Annotated in this window: 13 protein-coding genes and 1 tRNA gene; 8 read left to right on the top strand and 6 right to left on the bottom strand. The window is 72.2% G+C overall.

Going from position 1 to position 14,758, the window contains the following annotated elements:
* Window positions 1–709 precede the first annotated feature (709 nt).
* Window positions 710–786, top strand: a tRNA-Met gene (locus D3P35_RS23580).
* 269 nt (window positions 787–1,055) lie between these two features.
* Window positions 1,056–1,520: a nuclear transport factor 2 family protein gene (locus tag D3P35_RS23575; RefSeq protein ID WP_198670782.1), complete on the top strand. Its 465-nt coding sequence runs from the start codon at window positions 1,056–1,058 to the stop codon at window positions 1,518–1,520.
* Between the two features lie 9 nt (window positions 1,521–1,529).
* Here the strand turns inward: D3P35_RS23575 and D3P35_RS23570 are convergent, their stop codons facing one another.
* Window positions 1,530–2,525, bottom strand: coding sequence for a DMT family transporter (locus tag D3P35_RS23570; protein WP_118138383.1), 996 nt, complete (start codon window positions 2,523–2,525; stop codon window positions 1,530–1,532).
* 135 nt (window positions 2,526–2,660) lie between these two features.
* Between D3P35_RS23570 and D3P35_RS23565 the strand changes: the two genes are divergently transcribed.
* A complete protein-coding gene (locus D3P35_RS23565) occupies window positions 2,661–3,152 on the top strand; it encodes an Lrp/AsnC family transcriptional regulator (protein WP_118138382.1) in 492 nt (163 codons plus the stop codon).
* A 265-nt stretch (window positions 3,153–3,417) separates the two neighbouring features.
* On the opposite strand, the gene D3P35_RS23560 is transcribed toward D3P35_RS23565, so the two are convergent.
* The 5 genes from D3P35_RS23560 to D3P35_RS23540 all read right to left on the bottom strand — a co-directional run bounded on the left by D3P35_RS23560 (window position 3,418) and on the right by D3P35_RS23540 (window position 8,467).
* Window positions 3,418–4,692 (bottom strand): alpha/beta fold hydrolase, encoded by a 1,275-nt coding sequence (locus D3P35_RS23560; protein WP_118138381.1) that lies wholly within the window; start codon window positions 4,690–4,692, stop codon window positions 3,418–3,420.
* A gap of 137 nt (window positions 4,693–4,829) precedes the next feature.
* A complete protein-coding gene (locus D3P35_RS26370; RefSeq protein ID WP_157982289.1) occupies window positions 4,830–4,982 on the bottom strand; it encodes a hypothetical protein in 153 nt (50 codons plus the stop codon).
* Window positions 4,983–5,253: 271 nt separating this feature from the next.
* Complete coding sequence (locus D3P35_RS23555; RefSeq protein ID WP_118138380.1) at window positions 5,254–5,685, bottom strand: carboxymuconolactone decarboxylase family protein; 432 nt, start codon at window positions 5,683–5,685, stop codon at window positions 5,254–5,256.
* 177 nt (window positions 5,686–5,862) lie between these two features.
* The gene (locus tag D3P35_RS23550; protein ID WP_157982288.1) at window positions 5,863–7,062 is read right to left on the bottom strand and encodes a YbfB/YjiJ family MFS transporter; all 1,200 of its coding nucleotides are present in this window, start codon (window positions 7,060–7,062) and stop codon (window positions 5,863–5,865) included.
* Between the two features lie 451 nt (window positions 7,063–7,513).
* Complete coding sequence (locus D3P35_RS23540; RefSeq protein ID WP_198670781.1) at window positions 7,514–8,467, bottom strand: phosphoribosylaminoimidazolesuccinocarboxamide synthase; 954 nt, start codon at window positions 8,465–8,467, stop codon at window positions 7,514–7,516.
* Window positions 8,468–8,878: 411 nt separating this feature from the next.
* On the opposite strand from D3P35_RS23540, the gene D3P35_RS23535 reads away from it, so the two are divergent.
* The 5 genes from D3P35_RS23535 to eutC all read left to right on the top strand — a co-directional run bounded on the left by D3P35_RS23535 (window position 8,879) and on the right by eutC (window position 14,748).
* Window positions 8,879–10,915, top strand: a complete 2,037-nt coding sequence (locus D3P35_RS23535) for a beta-propeller fold lactonase family protein (RefSeq protein ID WP_118138378.1) — start codon at window positions 8,879–8,881, stop codon at window positions 10,913–10,915.
* Between the two features lie 170 nt (window positions 10,916–11,085).
* Entirely contained in the window at window positions 11,086–11,775 is a 690-nt protein-coding gene (locus D3P35_RS23530) for an OmpW family protein (protein ID WP_118138377.1), read from the top strand.
* Between the two features lie 145 nt (window positions 11,776–11,920).
* On the top strand, window positions 11,921–12,325 hold the full coding sequence (locus D3P35_RS23525) for a response regulator (RefSeq protein ID WP_157982287.1): 405 nt from the start codon (window positions 11,921–11,923) through the stop codon (window positions 12,323–12,325).
* 252 nt (window positions 12,326–12,577) lie between these two features.
* Entirely contained in the window at window positions 12,578–13,978 is a 1,401-nt protein-coding gene (locus D3P35_RS23520; RefSeq protein ID WP_118138375.1) for an ethanolamine ammonia-lyase subunit EutB, read from the top strand.
* Complete coding sequence (gene eutC / locus D3P35_RS23515; RefSeq protein ID WP_118138374.1) at window positions 13,975–14,748, top strand: ethanolamine ammonia-lyase subunit EutC; 774 nt, start codon at window positions 13,975–13,977, stop codon at window positions 14,746–14,748. The genes D3P35_RS23520 and eutC overlap by 4 nt, the downstream gene beginning before the upstream one ends.
* Window positions 14,749–14,758 lie beyond the last annotated feature (10 nt).

The raw sequence follows: 14,758 nt of genomic DNA, 5'->3' as shown, positions 1-14,758 counted from the left end.
GGGCGACGCCCGCGGGGCCACCTGCGCCGCCGGTCACGCCGGCGCCCTCGCGCGGCTCCGCCAGTCCCGCGCCGCCGAACCCCGCGCCTTCCCCCGCCCTCGCGACCGCCCGCGCCGCGATCCCGCCACGCGGCGACCGGATCCCCCCGCCCCCGCGAAAGCGGCATGTCATCGCCCGCCGCGGGGCCCGGCCGCGCGACCTCTGCCGGGGCCGGGCAGGCCGCGCCCCGCCGCCCGGTTCCGGTCAGTCGGCGTCCCCCCGTCCGTCCCCCACCCCGCCCGTCCTCCGCCCGTCCTTTCTCCGCCCGTCCGTCCTCCGCCGGTCGTTTCTCCGCCTGTCCGTCCCCCGCGTCCCTCCACCGCCGGCGCTGCCTGCCGCCGCCCCCCGTCGGCGCTTCGCGGGCTGTCCTGCGCAGGCCCCGCCGGCCCGGGCGGGAGGCCTTCTCCCCGGCGTGATCGGCGGGCCGTGTTCCGGCCCCGGTGGCGGCTGCCGGCAGGCCGACGCCGCCGGCCCTCACCGCCCGCCCCCTGCCCGACACGGCCCGGTCGGGCAGCGCCAACCCGTTTCGCGGGCAGCGGAAACACCTGCGCGCAGGCCTGTGCGGCAGCGGCCGGCGGAGCGGTCGTGCCGCCGGCCGACCGGGGTGAAATAAGTGCGAAACAGGCGCTTGACCTTCCCCCTCCGCCACCGTATTAACCCCGGCGTCGGGGCGGAGTAGCTCAGTTGGTTAGAGCAGCGGAATCATAATCCGCGTGTCGGGGGTTCAAGTCCCTCCTCCGCTACCAGATATCCCCCGCACATCGCAGCACTGCCGGCCCTGCCGCAGGATGCCCACGGCCGAGCACGCCGCGCCCGGGGCTGTGCCGGTTCACGGCCGTCCGCCCCGGAGGCGCCCGGGAGGCCGCGGCATCGCCCGCGCGGCACCGTCGGGCCATGGGCGCAGCCACCCGGCCGAATCGCCTCGCATGCTCCCGCCTGTCGCCACGGCGCACGCGGCGCGCTACCCTGTCGCCGGCGCCCTCCGCGCCGTGCCCCGATGACAGGAAGCCCGAGCATGTCCAGACCGCCCCTGCCCCCCTTCACCCGCGAGAGCGCCATCGAGAAGGTCCGCCTGGCCGAGGACGGCTGGAACGGCCGCGACCCGGAGAAGGTGTCGCTCGCCTACACGCCCGACAGCCGCTGGCGCAACCGTGCCGAGTTCGCCACCGGCCGCGCCGAGATCGTCGCCCTGCTGCGCCGCAAGTGGACCCGCGAGCTCGACTACCGCCTGGTGAAGGAGCTCTGGGCCTTCACCGGCAACCGCATCGCCGTGCGCTTCGCCTACGAGTTTCACGATGACAGCGGCCAGTGGTTCCGCGCCTATGGCAACGAGAACTGGGAGTTCGACGCCGAGGGCCTGATGCACACCCGCATCGCCAGCATCAACGAGCACCCGATCCGCCCGGACGAGCGCAAGCTGCTCTGGCCCTCCGGCCGCCGGCCGGACGACCACCCGGGCCTCACCGACCTGGGCCTCTGACCGCGCGGCTCAGCACGTGCCCCGGCAGGCCGGCGCCCCGCCCGGGGCGCGCGGCTTGCCGACACGCGCCGGGCGCCCCAGCGAGGCCGCCGCCGCCAGCACCACGCCGCCCACGATCAGCGCCAGCCCCAGGACGAACACCCCCGACAGCCGGTTGCCCAGCAGCAGCACCGAGGCCAGCACCCCCACCAGCGGCACCCCGAGGGTGAAGTTCGACATCGCGAAGGTGCTGATGCGCCGGCCGTGCTCGGTCGAGATCACGAAGCAGGCCGAGGTGGCGACAGGGCCGATGAACACCAGCAGTTCCAGCAGCCGCGGGGTGAGCGCCACCTCCTGCGGCACCCCTTCGAGCACCCGGGCCATGCCCGCCAGCGGCAGGGTTGCGACGAGCATCTGCCAGGGCGCGAGCGCCAGCGGCGAGCCCACCCAGCGATGCCCGCGCACGTGCAGGATCACCAGCGACCAGCAGATCGCCGCGGCCAGCAGCAGCAACGCCCCGCTCAGCGCGCCGTCGCCGGACCAGTCCATCTCCCCGGGCGAGCAGATCAGCGCGATCCCCGCCAGCCCCGCGCCAAGCGCGGCGAACTGCAGCCGCCGCGGCACCTGCCCCAGCAGCAGCCAGCCCGCCAGGACGGCCCAGAGCGGCGTGGTATAGGCCAGCAGCACCGCGTGGCTGGTGTCGGTGCGGGTCATCGCGATCATGCCCATGCCGCTGAAGGCCGCCATCTGCAGCAGGCCCACGCTGGCCACGATCGGCCAGTCGCCCCGCGCCGGCAGCCGCAAGCCGCCGCGCAAGCCCACGAAGACGAAGATGCACAGCCCGGCCGAGGCGAATCGCAGCGTCGCGAGCCACAGGGGCGGCACCACGTCGAGCGCCATGCGCGTGGCCGGCCAGCTCAGCCCCCAGAGCAGCACCATGAGCACCAGCCAGGCCATCGAGCCGGGCGAGGCGGAGGAAGCCGCAGGCGCGGCGGCGGGGGCAGGAGCAGGAGCATGGGCGGACATCGGAGCGGCGCTTTCTCACGGGTGGATGATCACGGATAGATGGCCCCGCCCGGGCGGAATATCCGGCCTGATATCATTGCAAACCCGCTCGATATGGGAGAAATTCACCCCGTATGTGCAGAAAGGAGAAACACCATGCCTTCAGCCGAGCCCGCTGCGCTCGACACCTGGAGCCTGCGCATTCTCGACGTGCTGCAGCAGGACGCCGAGATCTCCACCGCCGAGCTCGCGGAGCGGGTGGGCCTCTCCGCCTCGCCCTGCTGGCGGCGGGTGGCGGAGATGAAGGCGCGCGGCATCATCCGCGGCTCGGTGGCGCTGGTCGACCCGCTGAAGCTGGGCCTTGCGGTCAACGTCTTCGTGCACGTCTCGCTGCGCCAGCAGGACAAGGCGACGCTCGAGGTCTTCACCCGCGCGGTCGAGCGCCGGCCGGAGGTGATGGAATGCTACCTGATGAGCGGCGAGGCCGATTTCATGCTGCGCGTGGTGATCCGCGACCTCATCGAGTACCAGGCCCTGCTGCAGGACTGCCTCACCCAGATCCCCGGCGTGGCCAACATCCGTTCCAGCTTCGCCCTCTCGCAGGTGAAATACACCACGGCCCTGCCCACCGACCACCTGCGCGACTGACCGCCCGGGCGACCGGTGATGTGACCGCGCGCCGGTGTCCCCGTCGTCCGGCGGGCGTCGGGCACGCGATGGGCACGGGCCACGGCCTCCGGCGGCCGGCACGCGCCGCCGGGCGCCCGCGCTCCCGGCTCCGCCCGTGCCAGCGGAGGCCCGGAGAGGCCTTCGCCACGCCCGCCGGGCTGCGGGGGCGAAAGCCCCCTCGGCACGGCGGGCGTCCCCCGCCCCGCGCTGTGCGGGCCGTCGGGGAGGCAGCGCCCGGCCGGGTTCAGTCGGCGTGGCGGTGCACCATGTCCATGAGGCGCGAGAGGATGTCGGGGCTGCGGCGCAGCCCGTCGTGCTCGTGTTCGCTCGTCACCCAGGTGCGCAGGTTGCCCACCTGCCCCGCGGTGGCGAGGGAGAGCGCGGTATCGACGTACATGTCCTCGAAATACACCGCCGCGGCCACCGGCACCTCGTTGATCGCCAGCCGCGCCGGGGCGTAGAGCGGCGCATCGAAGGAGCGGGCGTGCAGCGCCTCGGCCGCGGCGCGGAAGGGGCGCAGCCCGGCGATCTCCTCGAACATCCAGGGAAACATCATCTCGCCGGTGAGCAGCAGCGGCCGTGCCGTGGGCGCGAAGGCCGGCATCTCGGCACGCACCCGCTCGGCGGCCCAGTCCGTCGTCGCGCCGCCCTGGGCGTAGATGCACTCCTGCAGCACGGCATAGAGCGGGTTCGCGTGGAAGGCGGTGCGCTGCATCACCTCGGCGAGGAAGGCCGGGCGCAGCCCGTGCGGGCCCATGGCCTCGTCGATGAGCCAGTGCAGGGTCTCGAAGCCCGGCTGGCGGCCCAGCTCGATGCCGAGCGTCTGCAGCCGGCGCACGGTGAGCCTGTCGCCGTCGGGCAGGCGCACGTCCTGCGCCTCCAGCAGGTCGGCGATCCCGGCCAGGCGCGCGGCATCGCCGGGATGGCGGGCGTGGTAGCGGCGCATCTTGCCCGCCACGCGGGGGAAGGTGTGGCGGTAGACGTCCACCGCCGAGGCATGCAGCCCGGAGAGCCCGCCGGTGACATAGCAGGCGGCGAGCCCCTCCGGCGCCATCGAGAGGTAGCTCAGCGTGAGGAAACCGCCGTAGCTCTGGCCCAGCGTCTCCCACTTGCGCCCGCCGTAGACCTGCTTTCGCAGCGCCTCGCAGTCGCGCACGATGCTGTCGGCGCGGAAACGGGCGAGGAAATCGGCCCCCTCGGCGCCGGTCGCGAAGCGCGCCATGTCGCGCCCCTCCACCGGCGAGGAGCGCCCGGTGCCGCGCTGGTCGATCAGCACCACCCGGCGGCTCTGCAGCGCGCGGGCGAGCCAGCCCGGGCTGCCGCCCTCCGGCCGGGGCGCCTTGCCGCCCGGCCCGCCCTGCAGGTAGGCCAGCAGCGGCAGGTCCTCCGTGCGGCGGGCGGGGTCGACGCATTCGCGGGCGAAGAGCGTGATCGTCTCGCCATCGGGATGCGCCCAGTCGAGCGGCACGGCGATCTCGTGCTCGCGGATGTGGATGCCGGGGATGGTGTATTCGCGCATGGCTCCTCCGCCTGGGCTGACCGTGATTGCCGGCGGACCATGCGCCGCGCCGGCCGGCCGATCAACCCCCGGCAGCGGCCCGGCCCCGCGGAGCCTCGCGGCACGGGAGGGCGGCGCGCGCCCTCCCGCCCCGGGCGTCAGACCCGGGGCGCCGGCGCGTCGGCGGGGGCCACCAGGTTGCGCCCGCGCGAGCCGGGCCCCTCGGAGGCCTGGCCGGTGGCGAGGATCGCCGCAACCGCCAGCAGGGCGAGAACGGCATGGGTGAAGAGGTTGGGCCTGTTGCGGTCCATGATGAGGTCTCCTTGAGATGTTCCGGTTGTCTGTGGTGGTTACTGGTCAATGAACTGGTTCCGTGAATGCCGGGCGGGGCCGGCGGGCCTTGATTTGCCGGGTAGGCCCGGCGGGCCTTGATCTGCCGGGCGGACCCGGCGGGCCTTGATCTGCCGGGCGGACCCGGCGGGCCTCAATTTGCCGGGCGGGCCCGGCGGGCCTGCTGGGCCCCGGGGCCGGTGGCCGGCCCGGGGGCATGTCGGGGGGCATGCTGGCGGGCGGTTGGCCCGCTCACTCGGCGAACTCGGCCCGGAAGGCGTCGAAATCCACCTGCATGCCGTTGAGCACCGTGCTCCAGTGGCGGGTGAGCCCAGCCTGGGCCACGGCCTCGCGGATCTCCTCGTCGGTGGCGCCCTCGGAGCGGGCGGTCAGCGTGTCGAGGTAGACGCAGTAGCGGCAGGGGATCTGCGCCGCGACGGCGATGTTGATCAGCGCCTTCACCTTGGGCGAGAGCGCGGTGTCGCGGGCCATCTCCATGTCGCGGGTGAGGATCCAGGCCCCCACGATGCCGCTCTGCGGATATTCCTTCATGAAGCCGGGCACGAAGCCGAAGCGTTCCTCCATCTCGGCATAGGCCTCGGCGGCGGTGTCCTGGGCGCGGGCCGGCGCGAGAAACGCACAGGCGGCGACGGCGGCGCTCGCGATAAGCAGTCTGACAGGCATTGGTCTGGTCTCCGGGTTCGGGGGCCACGCCGCGCGGCGGGCGCCCTCGTTTCACACCGGGACGGTGGCGCGCTGGCCGCCGCTGTCCGGTGAGACAGGGAGTAGCCGATGCCCGTTCACGGTTCTGTGAGATGCGTCATACTGGGAAAACCGCCGGCGCTCCGGGCGGAACGCCCCTCAGAGCCGCCGGGTCGCGACGAGGCAGCCGAGCCCGGCCAGCAGCACCGCGATGGAAACCAGAAGCGCCGGCGTGTAGCTGCCCGCGGCCTCGGTGAGCACGCCGGTGACCGCCGGGCCCATCACCTGGCCCGCGCCGTAGCACAGGGTGAGGCGGGCCATCACCCGGCCGGCGTTCTCGGGCACGCGCAGGCCCACGAGGGTGAGCGAGATGCTCACGATGGCGATGAAGGTGGCGCCGAAGAGGGCGGCGGCGGGCAGCGAGGCGCCGCTCTGCGCCGGCAGCAGCAGCAGGCCCACGGCAACGACCTGCGCCACGAAGGCGCCGGCGAGCGTGGCGAAGGCGCCGACGCGCTGCGAGACGAGCGAGCCCGCCACAGCCCCGAGCGCGGCCGAGACGCCGATCACGATCCAGGCCAGCGCGCCCTGCCCCAGCCCGCCCCCCGATCCGGCGACGATGGCGACCGCGAAGGTTGCGCAGACCGCGTAGCCCCAGGCGGCGGCAAGGTAGCTCAGCCCGAAGGCGACGAACCAGGCCCGGCCCGGCGGCGCGCCGTCCCGGGCGGCCCCGCCCGCCGCGGGAACGGGCCGCGGCGGCGGCGCGCCCTCGGGCCGCGGCACCAGCGCCCAGGCCGGCGGCAGCAGCACGAGGCCGATGCCGGCCAGCACCAGCCACTGCGCATCCCAGGCCAGCCGGCCGGCCATCACGAAGGCGGCGCTGCCGCTGAGCACCACGCCCAGGCCCAGCCCGGCGAAATGCCAGCCGAGATCGGGGCGCCTGCCGTGGCGCAGCAGCCAGCCGAGCAGGAATTCCGAGGCGAGCAGCATCGCCGCCGCCCCGCTCATGCCGCCGAGGAAGCGCAGCACGCCCCAGGCCAGCACGTCGGTGGTGAGCGCGGTGGCCGCGGTGCTGAGCACCGCCACCACCAGCCCCGCCCGGTACATCGCGAAGCGCAGCCGCGGGGCCCGCAGCACCGCGAGCAGCAGCACCCCGGTCATGTAGCCGGCATAGATCAGCGCGCCGAGAATGCCGCCGTCGCGGATCGAGAGCCCGGCCTGCGCCTCCATCAGCGGCAGGAGCGGCGTGTAGGCGAAACGGGCCATGCCGAGGCAGAGCATCTGCGCGCAGATGCCGCCCGCCATCACCGGCACCACCGGCGAGAGGCGCAGCCGGGGCGCGGACTCCGCTCCGTCAGTCATCGCGGGCCCGCGACCGGCGCCGTGTGAGCATGTCGTCCTGCACCGCCGGTCCCCTCGCCGCATCGCACCGGCCGCCGATGCCGTGATCCCGGCTTCCGGCAGCTTCATCCCGCCCCGCCGGGCGACATCTTCTCCGACACCCGGACCCGGACCATCGGCCCCCGGCCTGGCCGGATCGCATTCGCGCGGGGCCGTGGCTCACCATGCCCGGGCGGCTGCGGGCTTGCAACGGCCCCCGGCATCACGCGGCGGCGTGCGCAGTGCTGCCGCGCGCCGGGGAAGGATTTCCCGCACTGGCCCGATCCGGGCCGGACGCTGCCCCGAGACATGCGTGCCACCCGGCCCGCCAGCGCTCGCGCGCGACCCGGCGAGCAATGGCTCCGCGCCGGGGCCCGAGGCAGGCGCCCGGGCGGCGGGCGCGGCGCTTCCCTCCCGTGGGGGGGGACGGTCGTCAGGTGAAATAGGGGGCGAGGTTGGCGCGGATGCGCGCGAGCACGGTCTCGCCGGTGAGGTCGGGCACGAAGGCCTCGCCGGTGATCGCCTCGTAGGCGTCGATGTAGACGCGCGAGGTGTGCTCGATCACGTCGAGCGGGATCTCGGGCACCGTGTCGCGGTAGGGGTCGCAGCGGGCGGTCACCCAGGCGCGGACCACGTCCTTGTCGAAGCTCGCCGGGCGGCTGCCCTTCTCGAAGGCCTCCTCGTAGGAGGACGCGATCCAGTAGCGGCTGCTGTCGGGGGTGTGGATCTCGTCGGCGAGGATGATGTTGCCCGCGGCATCGGTGCCGAACTCGTATTTCGTGTCCGCGAGGATCAGCCCGCGCTCCGCCGCCCGGGCCTGGCCGCGGGCGAAGAGCGCCAGCGCATGGGCCGAGACGCGCTCCCACTGGTCGGCCGTGAGCAGCCCCTGCTCGAGGATGTCGGCGGCCGAGAGCGGCTCGTCATGCCCGCCGTCGAAGGCCTTGGAGGTGGGGGTGATCACCGGCTGCGGCAGGCGCTCGTTGTCGCGCAGCCCGTCGGGCAGGCGCATGCCGTACATGCTCCGCTCGCCGGCGCGGTACTTGGTGAGGATCGAGGTGGAGGTGGTGCCGGCGAGGTAGCCGCGCACCACGATCTCCACCGGCAGGATGTCGAGCCGCGTGCCCACCACCACGTTCGGGTCGGGGTATTCGAGCACGTGGTTGGGGCAGATGTCGGCGGTCTGCTCGAACCAGTAGCGCGCGGTCTGGGTGAGGACCTGGCCCTTGAAGGGAATGGCGGCGAGCACCCGGTCGAAGGCGGAGATGCGGTCCGTGGCGATGATGATGCGGCGGCCGTCAGGCAGGTCGTAGTTCTCGCGCACCTTGCCGTTGTAGCGGCCGGGCAGCTCGGGAATGAAGGCATCGGGGAGAGTGCGCAGCATGCTCATCGGGCCGGTGGTCCTTTCGCCGTTTCGAAATGCTCCTCGGCCCGCTTAAAGCCCCGGGGGGCGCGCGGATCAAGCGAAAACACCGCGGTGCGGCCCGGCCGGGCGCCCGATGCACTGTGCGGATCTGCACATTCTTCGCGCAGAGAAGGTTGCTGCGCATGAAAGCATCTGCCAGTATTCACCACGCAACAAAATGTCGATTCCCCTGAATTATTTCTCAAAGCATTTCAACAAGTGTTCATTTTCATGAAGCCACCCCGAATGTAACCAATACCCACATAGGTTCCACTTTCCGATTGTGGCATTCCGCGGAATGCCCACCCTGAGTTGCTGCGCGTTACTTGCGCAGCGCGTCCCTGTCTTTCCTGGCCCGGCCCGGGCCGCCTCGCTTCCCACCCAGGAGTTTCGTGAATGACCAATTTTGCCGAGTTCTTCTCTCCCACCGATACCGCATTCGACGGCTTCGGCGGCGTGACCGAGCTTTACCGCACCACCGGCCTTGCCACGCTCACGCTCAAGGGCGTCACCTATGTCTATGCCGCCGGCTACTCGGACGCCGGCATCCAGATCTTCACCCTCTCGGGCGACGGCACGCTCACGCCCTCGGGCAGCATCACCGATGCCGCCTCCACCGAGCTGCGCTACATCTACGAGCTCGAGACCATCGAGATCGGCGGCAAGGCCTTCGTCGTGTCCTCGTCCTACGGCGGCGTGGCGCTGATGAACGTGAACGCCAACACCGGCGCCCTCACCTTCGCCGACAGCCACACCAGCAACAGCGACGGCTCCCTGCGCTACATGGAATCGCTCACCACCGCGGTGGTGAACGGCACGGCCTACATCTTCACCGCCGACAGCAATTCCGACAGCATCACCGTCTACCGGCTCAACAGCGGCGCCGGCACCCTCGTGGAGGTCGATATCGTCGCCGATTCCGACGATGCCGCGCGCGAGCTCGACGGCGTGGTCGACCTGATCGCCATCGCCAAGGGCGCCAACACCTACCTCGTCGCCGCGGGCAACACCGATGACGGGCTGAGCGTGTACCGTGTCGCCAGCAACGGCACGCTCACCAGCGTGTTCGACGTGCAGGACGATGCCCTGCTGGAGCTCAACGGGGTCGAGAGCCTCGCCACCGTCGAGATCGGCACCAACACCTACATCTACGCGGTGAGCGGCGCGGATTACGGCATCTCCACCTTCCGGCTGAACTGGAACGGCACCCTCACCAGCGTGCACAACCAGGACTTCGGCAGCTCCGAGATCTACAGCGACACCAGCAGCACCGTGGTGGAGATCGACGGCGCGAAGTTCCTCGCGGTCTCCTCCGAATACTACGACCGGGTGATGATCTACTCCATCCAGGACGACGGCTCGCTGGTGAAGGTCGACCAGCAGTCCGACAACAACGCCCTCGCCCTGGACGGGGTGCGCAACGTCGCGTTCACCACCATCGGCGACAAGGTGTTCCTGCTCGCCACCGGTTACAACGACGACGGGCTGAGCGTGTTCGAGGTCGGCGGCGCCAGCAACGTGATCGAGGGCACGGCGAATTCCGACCGGCTGGTGGGCCTCTCGGGCGACGACGTGCTGGCCGGGCAGGACGGGCAGGACGAGCTCTTCGGCGGCGCGGGCGCCGACGTGCTTGCCGGCGGCGAGGGCCGCGACCTGCTGCGCGGCGGCGCCGATGCCGACGTGCTGGTGGGCGGCAACGGGCTCGACACCGCCGACTACACCGGCTCCGGCGCGGTGCGCATCAACCTGGCCACCGGCGAGGCCACCGGCGGCCATGCCCGCGGCGACGTGCTGCTGAGCATCGAGAACGTGATCGGCTCGGGCGTGGGCGACCACCTCACCGGCGACAGCACCGACAACCGGCTCGACGGCATGGGCGGCGACGACACCATGTTCGGCGGCGCGGGCAACGACAACCTGCAGGGCCGGCGCGGCAACGACGAGATGTATGGCGGCGACGGCGCCGACGTGCTGGCCACCGGCGGCGGCCACAACAGCGCCTACGGCGGCAACGGCGCCGACGAGATCCGCGCCCGCGGCGGCCGTGACCAGCTCTACGGCGGCGCCGACAACGACGTGATCTCCGCAGGCGGCGGCAGCGACAGCATCTTCGGCGGCGCCGGAAACGACGTGATCGACGGCGAGGGCGGCACCGACACCATCACCGGCAACACGGGCGCCGACACGATGACCGGGGGCAACGGCAACGATGTCTTCGTGTTCGTGAACGGCGACGGCGCCGACACCATCACCGATTTCACCGACGGGGCCGACCGCATCGACCTCTCCGGCCATGCCTCGGTGGGCGGCTTCGGCGCCATCACCTCGGTCCAGATCGGCGGCAACGTGCTGGTGCTCTTCGACGGCGACGACAGCGTGATCCTGGAAAACTTCAACCGGAGCGACCTCGGCGCGGCCGATTTCATCTTCTGATCCGGGGCCCTGGCCCCCTTCCCCCGGCCGGCAGCGGCCGGGGGACATCCCGTTCCGCTTCTCTCCATCCCGCATGATCTGGATCAAGGCACCCCCCCGTCCGGGGGCATAGGCCGGTTGCGTGCACCGCCCGGTGCGCCGAAGAACAACACCACATCTGGAGAAGACGGATGGTCCGGAGACCTTTCCAAGCCGCGATTTGCGGCGCGATGGCGCTTGGCTTCGCGGCAGCGCTCGTGCCCGGCGGCGCGCAGGCCGAAGAGCCGTGGTATGCCGCGAACTCGGACGGCAAGTGGCAGGTGCGCCTGCGCGGCATCGCGGTGATTCCCGACGACGAGCTGAGCGTGAACGGCGTGCCCGGGGGCGCGGCCTCGATCTCCTCGAGCTTCGTGCCCGAAATCGATTTCACCTATTACTTCACCCCCAACCTCGCCGCCGAGCTCATCCTCGGCACCACGCCACACAGCGTGACCGGGCGCGGCGCCATCGCGGGGGCGGATATCGGTTCGGTCTGGCTGCTGCCGCCCACGCTCACCGCGCAGTACCATTTCACCCAGCTCGGCGAATGGACGGGCGTGGAGAGCCTTTCGAAGGTCAAGCCCTACCTCGGCGCCGGCGTGAACTACACGATCTTCTACAACGAGGATGCCGGGCAGTTCCGCCACATCGAGTACGACGACGCCTTCGGCTGGGCGCTGCAGGCCGGCGTGGACATCGAGATCGGCGAGGGGCTCTACCTGAACGCCGACGTGAAGTACATCCTGCTCGACACCGACTGGTCGATCAACCATGGCGAGCTGAAGGGCCACGTGGACATCAACCCGCTGATCGTGGGCGTGGGCCTGGGCTACCGCTTCTGACCCCGTCTCCCCCGGGGGCGGCCGCGCGCCGCCCCCCGAAACCGTGCCCGGAATGTTCCCGGTTCACCCCGCGGGTAACCGCTTCTCAATTTTCCGCGATCTACAGTCTCCCCGAGCGAGATCGTGGATGAGAGCGGAGCCGCCTATGCCCGAACACAGGGTCCTGTATGTTGACGACGACGCCTTCGATGCCGAGATCCTCGCCCGCCACCTGCGCCGCGAGGGCGAGTGGATCGACACCGCCTGCGGCGGGATGGAGGCCGTGACCCTGCTCGACACCAGCCGCCACCGACTGGTGATCATCGACTGGCACCTGCCCGACATCGAGGCCCCCGAACTCGCCTGCGCCCTGCGCGCCGCCGATGCCTCGCTCGCCCTCGTGTTCCTCAGCGGCGTGCACCTGCCCCAGCAGGAGGACGCAGCCATCGAGCTCGGCGCCTGCGCCGTGCTCTCGAAGGACCGGGACATGGCCTACCTTGGCAAGATCAGCCGCATTCTCGCCAGCCTCCCCCCGCCGGGCGCCCCCGGCCCGTCCCTGCCCCGGCACTGAGGGCGCAGGCGCGCCGCGCCCCACCGGCCGGGCCCGCGCCGGTGTCGGGTCGCGGGCGTGTGCCGCAGCCTTGCCGGTCCCCCCGGCGGCGCCCCGGCCCGCGCTCCGGGGCGTTCCGCTCTCGTGCGGCGGGTGCGTGTCCCCGCCTCGCTGCACTGCCGCATCCGCGCTTGTAGAGCGGGAACGCCCGCCTTACCCTCCGTGGCAAGGACCGCAGCCGGCCCGCCGGCGCCGCGAAGGAGTTGCCCGCCCGTGCCCAGCTACAGACACACCGTCGCCGGACAGAGCCATGTCTTCGACGATCTCGCGATGCTGATGGCGCGCGCCACGCCGCTGCGCTCGGGCGACGTGCTGGCCGGGCTCGCCGCCGGCACCGACGAGGAGCGCGCCGCGGCCCAGCTCGCCCTCGCCGACCTGCCGCTTGCCACCTTCCTCTCCGAGGCCGTGGTGCCCTACGAGGCCGACGAGGTGACCCGGCTGATCCTCGACAGCCACGATGCCGCCGCCTTCGCCCCCGTGGCCCATCTCACCGTGGGCGGTTTCCGCGACTGGCTGCTCTCCGACAGCACCGACACCGCCACCCTCACCGCCCTCGCGCCCGGGCTCACGCCCGAGATGGTGGCGGCCGTCTCGAAGATCTGCCGGGTGCAGGACCTCGTGCTCATCGCCCGCAAATGCGAGGTGGTGACGCGGTTTCGCGACACGATCGGGCTCCGCGGCCGGCTCTCCACCCGCATCCAGCCCAACCACCCCACCGACAGCCCGGCCGGCGTGGCGGCGGCCATCCTCGACGGGCTGATGTATGCCTCCGGCGACGCGGTGATCGGCATCAACCCCGCCTCCGACAACACCGCCGCCGTCACCGCCCTGCTGCAGATGCTCGACGAGATCATCCGGCGCTACGACATCCCCACCCAGTCCTGCGTGCTCTCGCATGTCACCACCTCCATCGCGGCGATCGAGGCGGGCGCGCCGGTGGACCTGGTGTTCCAGTCCATCGCCGGCACGCAGGCCGCGAACACCTCCTTCGGCTTCTCCCTCGCAACGCTGGCCGAGGCGCAGGAGGCGGCCCTCTCGCTCGGGCGCGGCACGCTGGGCGACAACGTGATGTATTTCGAGACCGGACAGGGCTCCTGCCTGTCGGCCGACGCGCATCACGGCGTTGACCAGCAGACGCTGGAGGCCCGGGCCTATGCCGTGGCGCGCCGCTTCCGCCCGCTGCTGGTGAACACCGTGGTGGGCTTCATCGGGCCGGAATATCTCTACGACGGGCGCCAGATCATCCGCGCCGGGCTGGAGGACCATTTCTGCGGCAAGCTGCTCGGCGTGCCGATGGGCTGCGACGTGTGCTACACCAACCACGCAGAGGCCGACCAGAACGACATGGACGTGCTGCTCACCATGCTCGGCGCCGCGGGCGTGACCTACATCATGGGCATTCCCGGCTCGGACGACGTGATGCTGAACTACCAGACCACCTCCTTCCACGACGCGCTCTACGCCCGCCGCGTGCTGGGCCTGCGCCCGGCGCCGGAGTTCGAGGCCTGGCTCGAGACCTCCGGCATCATGGCGGCGGACGGCCGCTTCGCCCTGGGCGATGCCACGCGCGGCCGGATGGCAGGCGCGCTGCGCCTCGCGGGGGCGCAGGCATGAGCGACGCGCACGACCTCTGGGAGAGCCTGCGCCGCTACACGCCCGCGCGCATCGGCCTCGGGCGCACCGGCGTCTCGCTGCCCACCGGCCGGGCGCTTGCCTTCCAGCTCGCCCATGCCCGCGCCCGCACCGCGGTGCATTCGCCGCTCGACACGGAGGCGCTCGCGGAGGCGCTCACGCCGCTGCTCGGGCCGCCCCTCACCGTCACCAGCCGGGCGGAGGACCGCGCCACCTACCTGCAGCGCCCGGACCTCGGCCGCCGCCTCTCCACCGCCTCGCGCAGCGCGCTGGAGGGGGCCGGGGGCGGAGCCGATGTGGCGGTGGTGGTGGGGGACGGGCTCTCGGCGCTCGCGGTGGCGGAGAATACCGCGCCCTTCCTCGCCGCCTTCCTGCCGCGGCTGGAGGGAGTGCGGCTTGCCCCGCCGGTGATCGCCACCCAGGCGCGGGTCGCGCTCGGCGACGAGATCGGCGCGCTTCTCGGCGCGCGCGCGGTGGTGATGCTGATCGGCGAGCGGCCGGGCCTCTCCGCCGCCGACAGTCTCGGCCTCTACCTCACCTTCGGCCCGCGGCCGGGGCGCACCGACGCCGAGCGCAACTGCATCTCCAACATCCGCCCCGGCGGGCTGAGCCATGCCGAGGCCGCCTACCGGGCGCAGTACCTGCTGGGCCAGGCGCTCACGCGCGGGCTGTCGGGCGTGGCACTGAAGGATGACACGGTGGCCGAGGCGCTGCCGGGGGCGGAAGGGCCGAACGTGCTCCTCGGGTCGTGAACGCCCGGGG

The sequence above is a fragment of the Oceanicella sp. SM1341 genome (genome assembly GCF_003448965.1).
Lineage (GTDB): Bacteria > Pseudomonadota > Alphaproteobacteria > Rhodobacterales > Rhodobacteraceae > Paroceanicella.
Note: the sequence above shows the minus strand (reverse complement) of the source record. Positions and strands in the feature narration are given on the sequence as shown.

Bases quoted from the DNA above. Each gene is read 5' to 3' on its own strand.
- D3P35_RS23540 (WP_198670781.1), bottom strand. From the start codon at position 8,467: ATGAGCATGCTGCGCACTCTCCCCGATGCCTTCATTCCCGAGCTGCCC.
- D3P35_RS26370 (WP_157982289.1), bottom strand. From the start codon at position 4,982: ATGGACCGCAACAGGCCCAACCTCTTCACCCATGCCGTTCTCGCCCTG.
- D3P35_RS23550 (WP_157982288.1), bottom strand. From the start codon at position 7,062: ATGACTGACGGAGCGGAGTCCGCGCCCCGGCTGCGCCTCTCGCCGGTG.
- D3P35_RS23570 (WP_118138383.1), bottom strand. From the start codon at position 2,525: ATGTCCGCCCATGCTCCTGCTCCTGCCCCCGCCGCCGCGCCTGCGGCT.
- eutC (WP_118138374.1), top strand. From the start codon at position 13,975: ATGAGCGACGCGCACGACCTCTGGGAGAGCCTGCGCCGCTACACGCCC.
- D3P35_RS23575 (WP_198670782.1), top strand. From the start codon at position 1,056: ATGTCCAGACCGCCCCTGCCCCCCTTCACCCGCGAGAGCGCCATCGAG.
- D3P35_RS23565 (WP_118138382.1), top strand. From the start codon at position 2,661: ATGCCTTCAGCCGAGCCCGCTGCGCTCGACACCTGGAGCCTGCGCATT.
- D3P35_RS23530 (WP_118138377.1), top strand. From the start codon at position 11,086: ATGGTCCGGAGACCTTTCCAAGCCGCGATTTGCGGCGCGATGGCGCTT.
- D3P35_RS23535 (WP_118138378.1), top strand. From the start codon at position 8,879: ATGACCAATTTTGCCGAGTTCTTCTCTCCCACCGATACCGCATTCGAC.
- D3P35_RS23525 (WP_157982287.1), top strand. From the start codon at position 11,921: ATGCCCGAACACAGGGTCCTGTATGTTGACGACGACGCCTTCGATGCC.
- D3P35_RS23555 (WP_118138380.1), bottom strand. From the start codon at position 5,685: ATGCCTGTCAGACTGCTTATCGCGAGCGCCGCCGTCGCCGCCTGTGCG.
- D3P35_RS23560 (WP_118138381.1), bottom strand. From the start codon at position 4,692: ATGCGCGAATACACCATCCCCGGCATCCACATCCGCGAGCACGAGATC.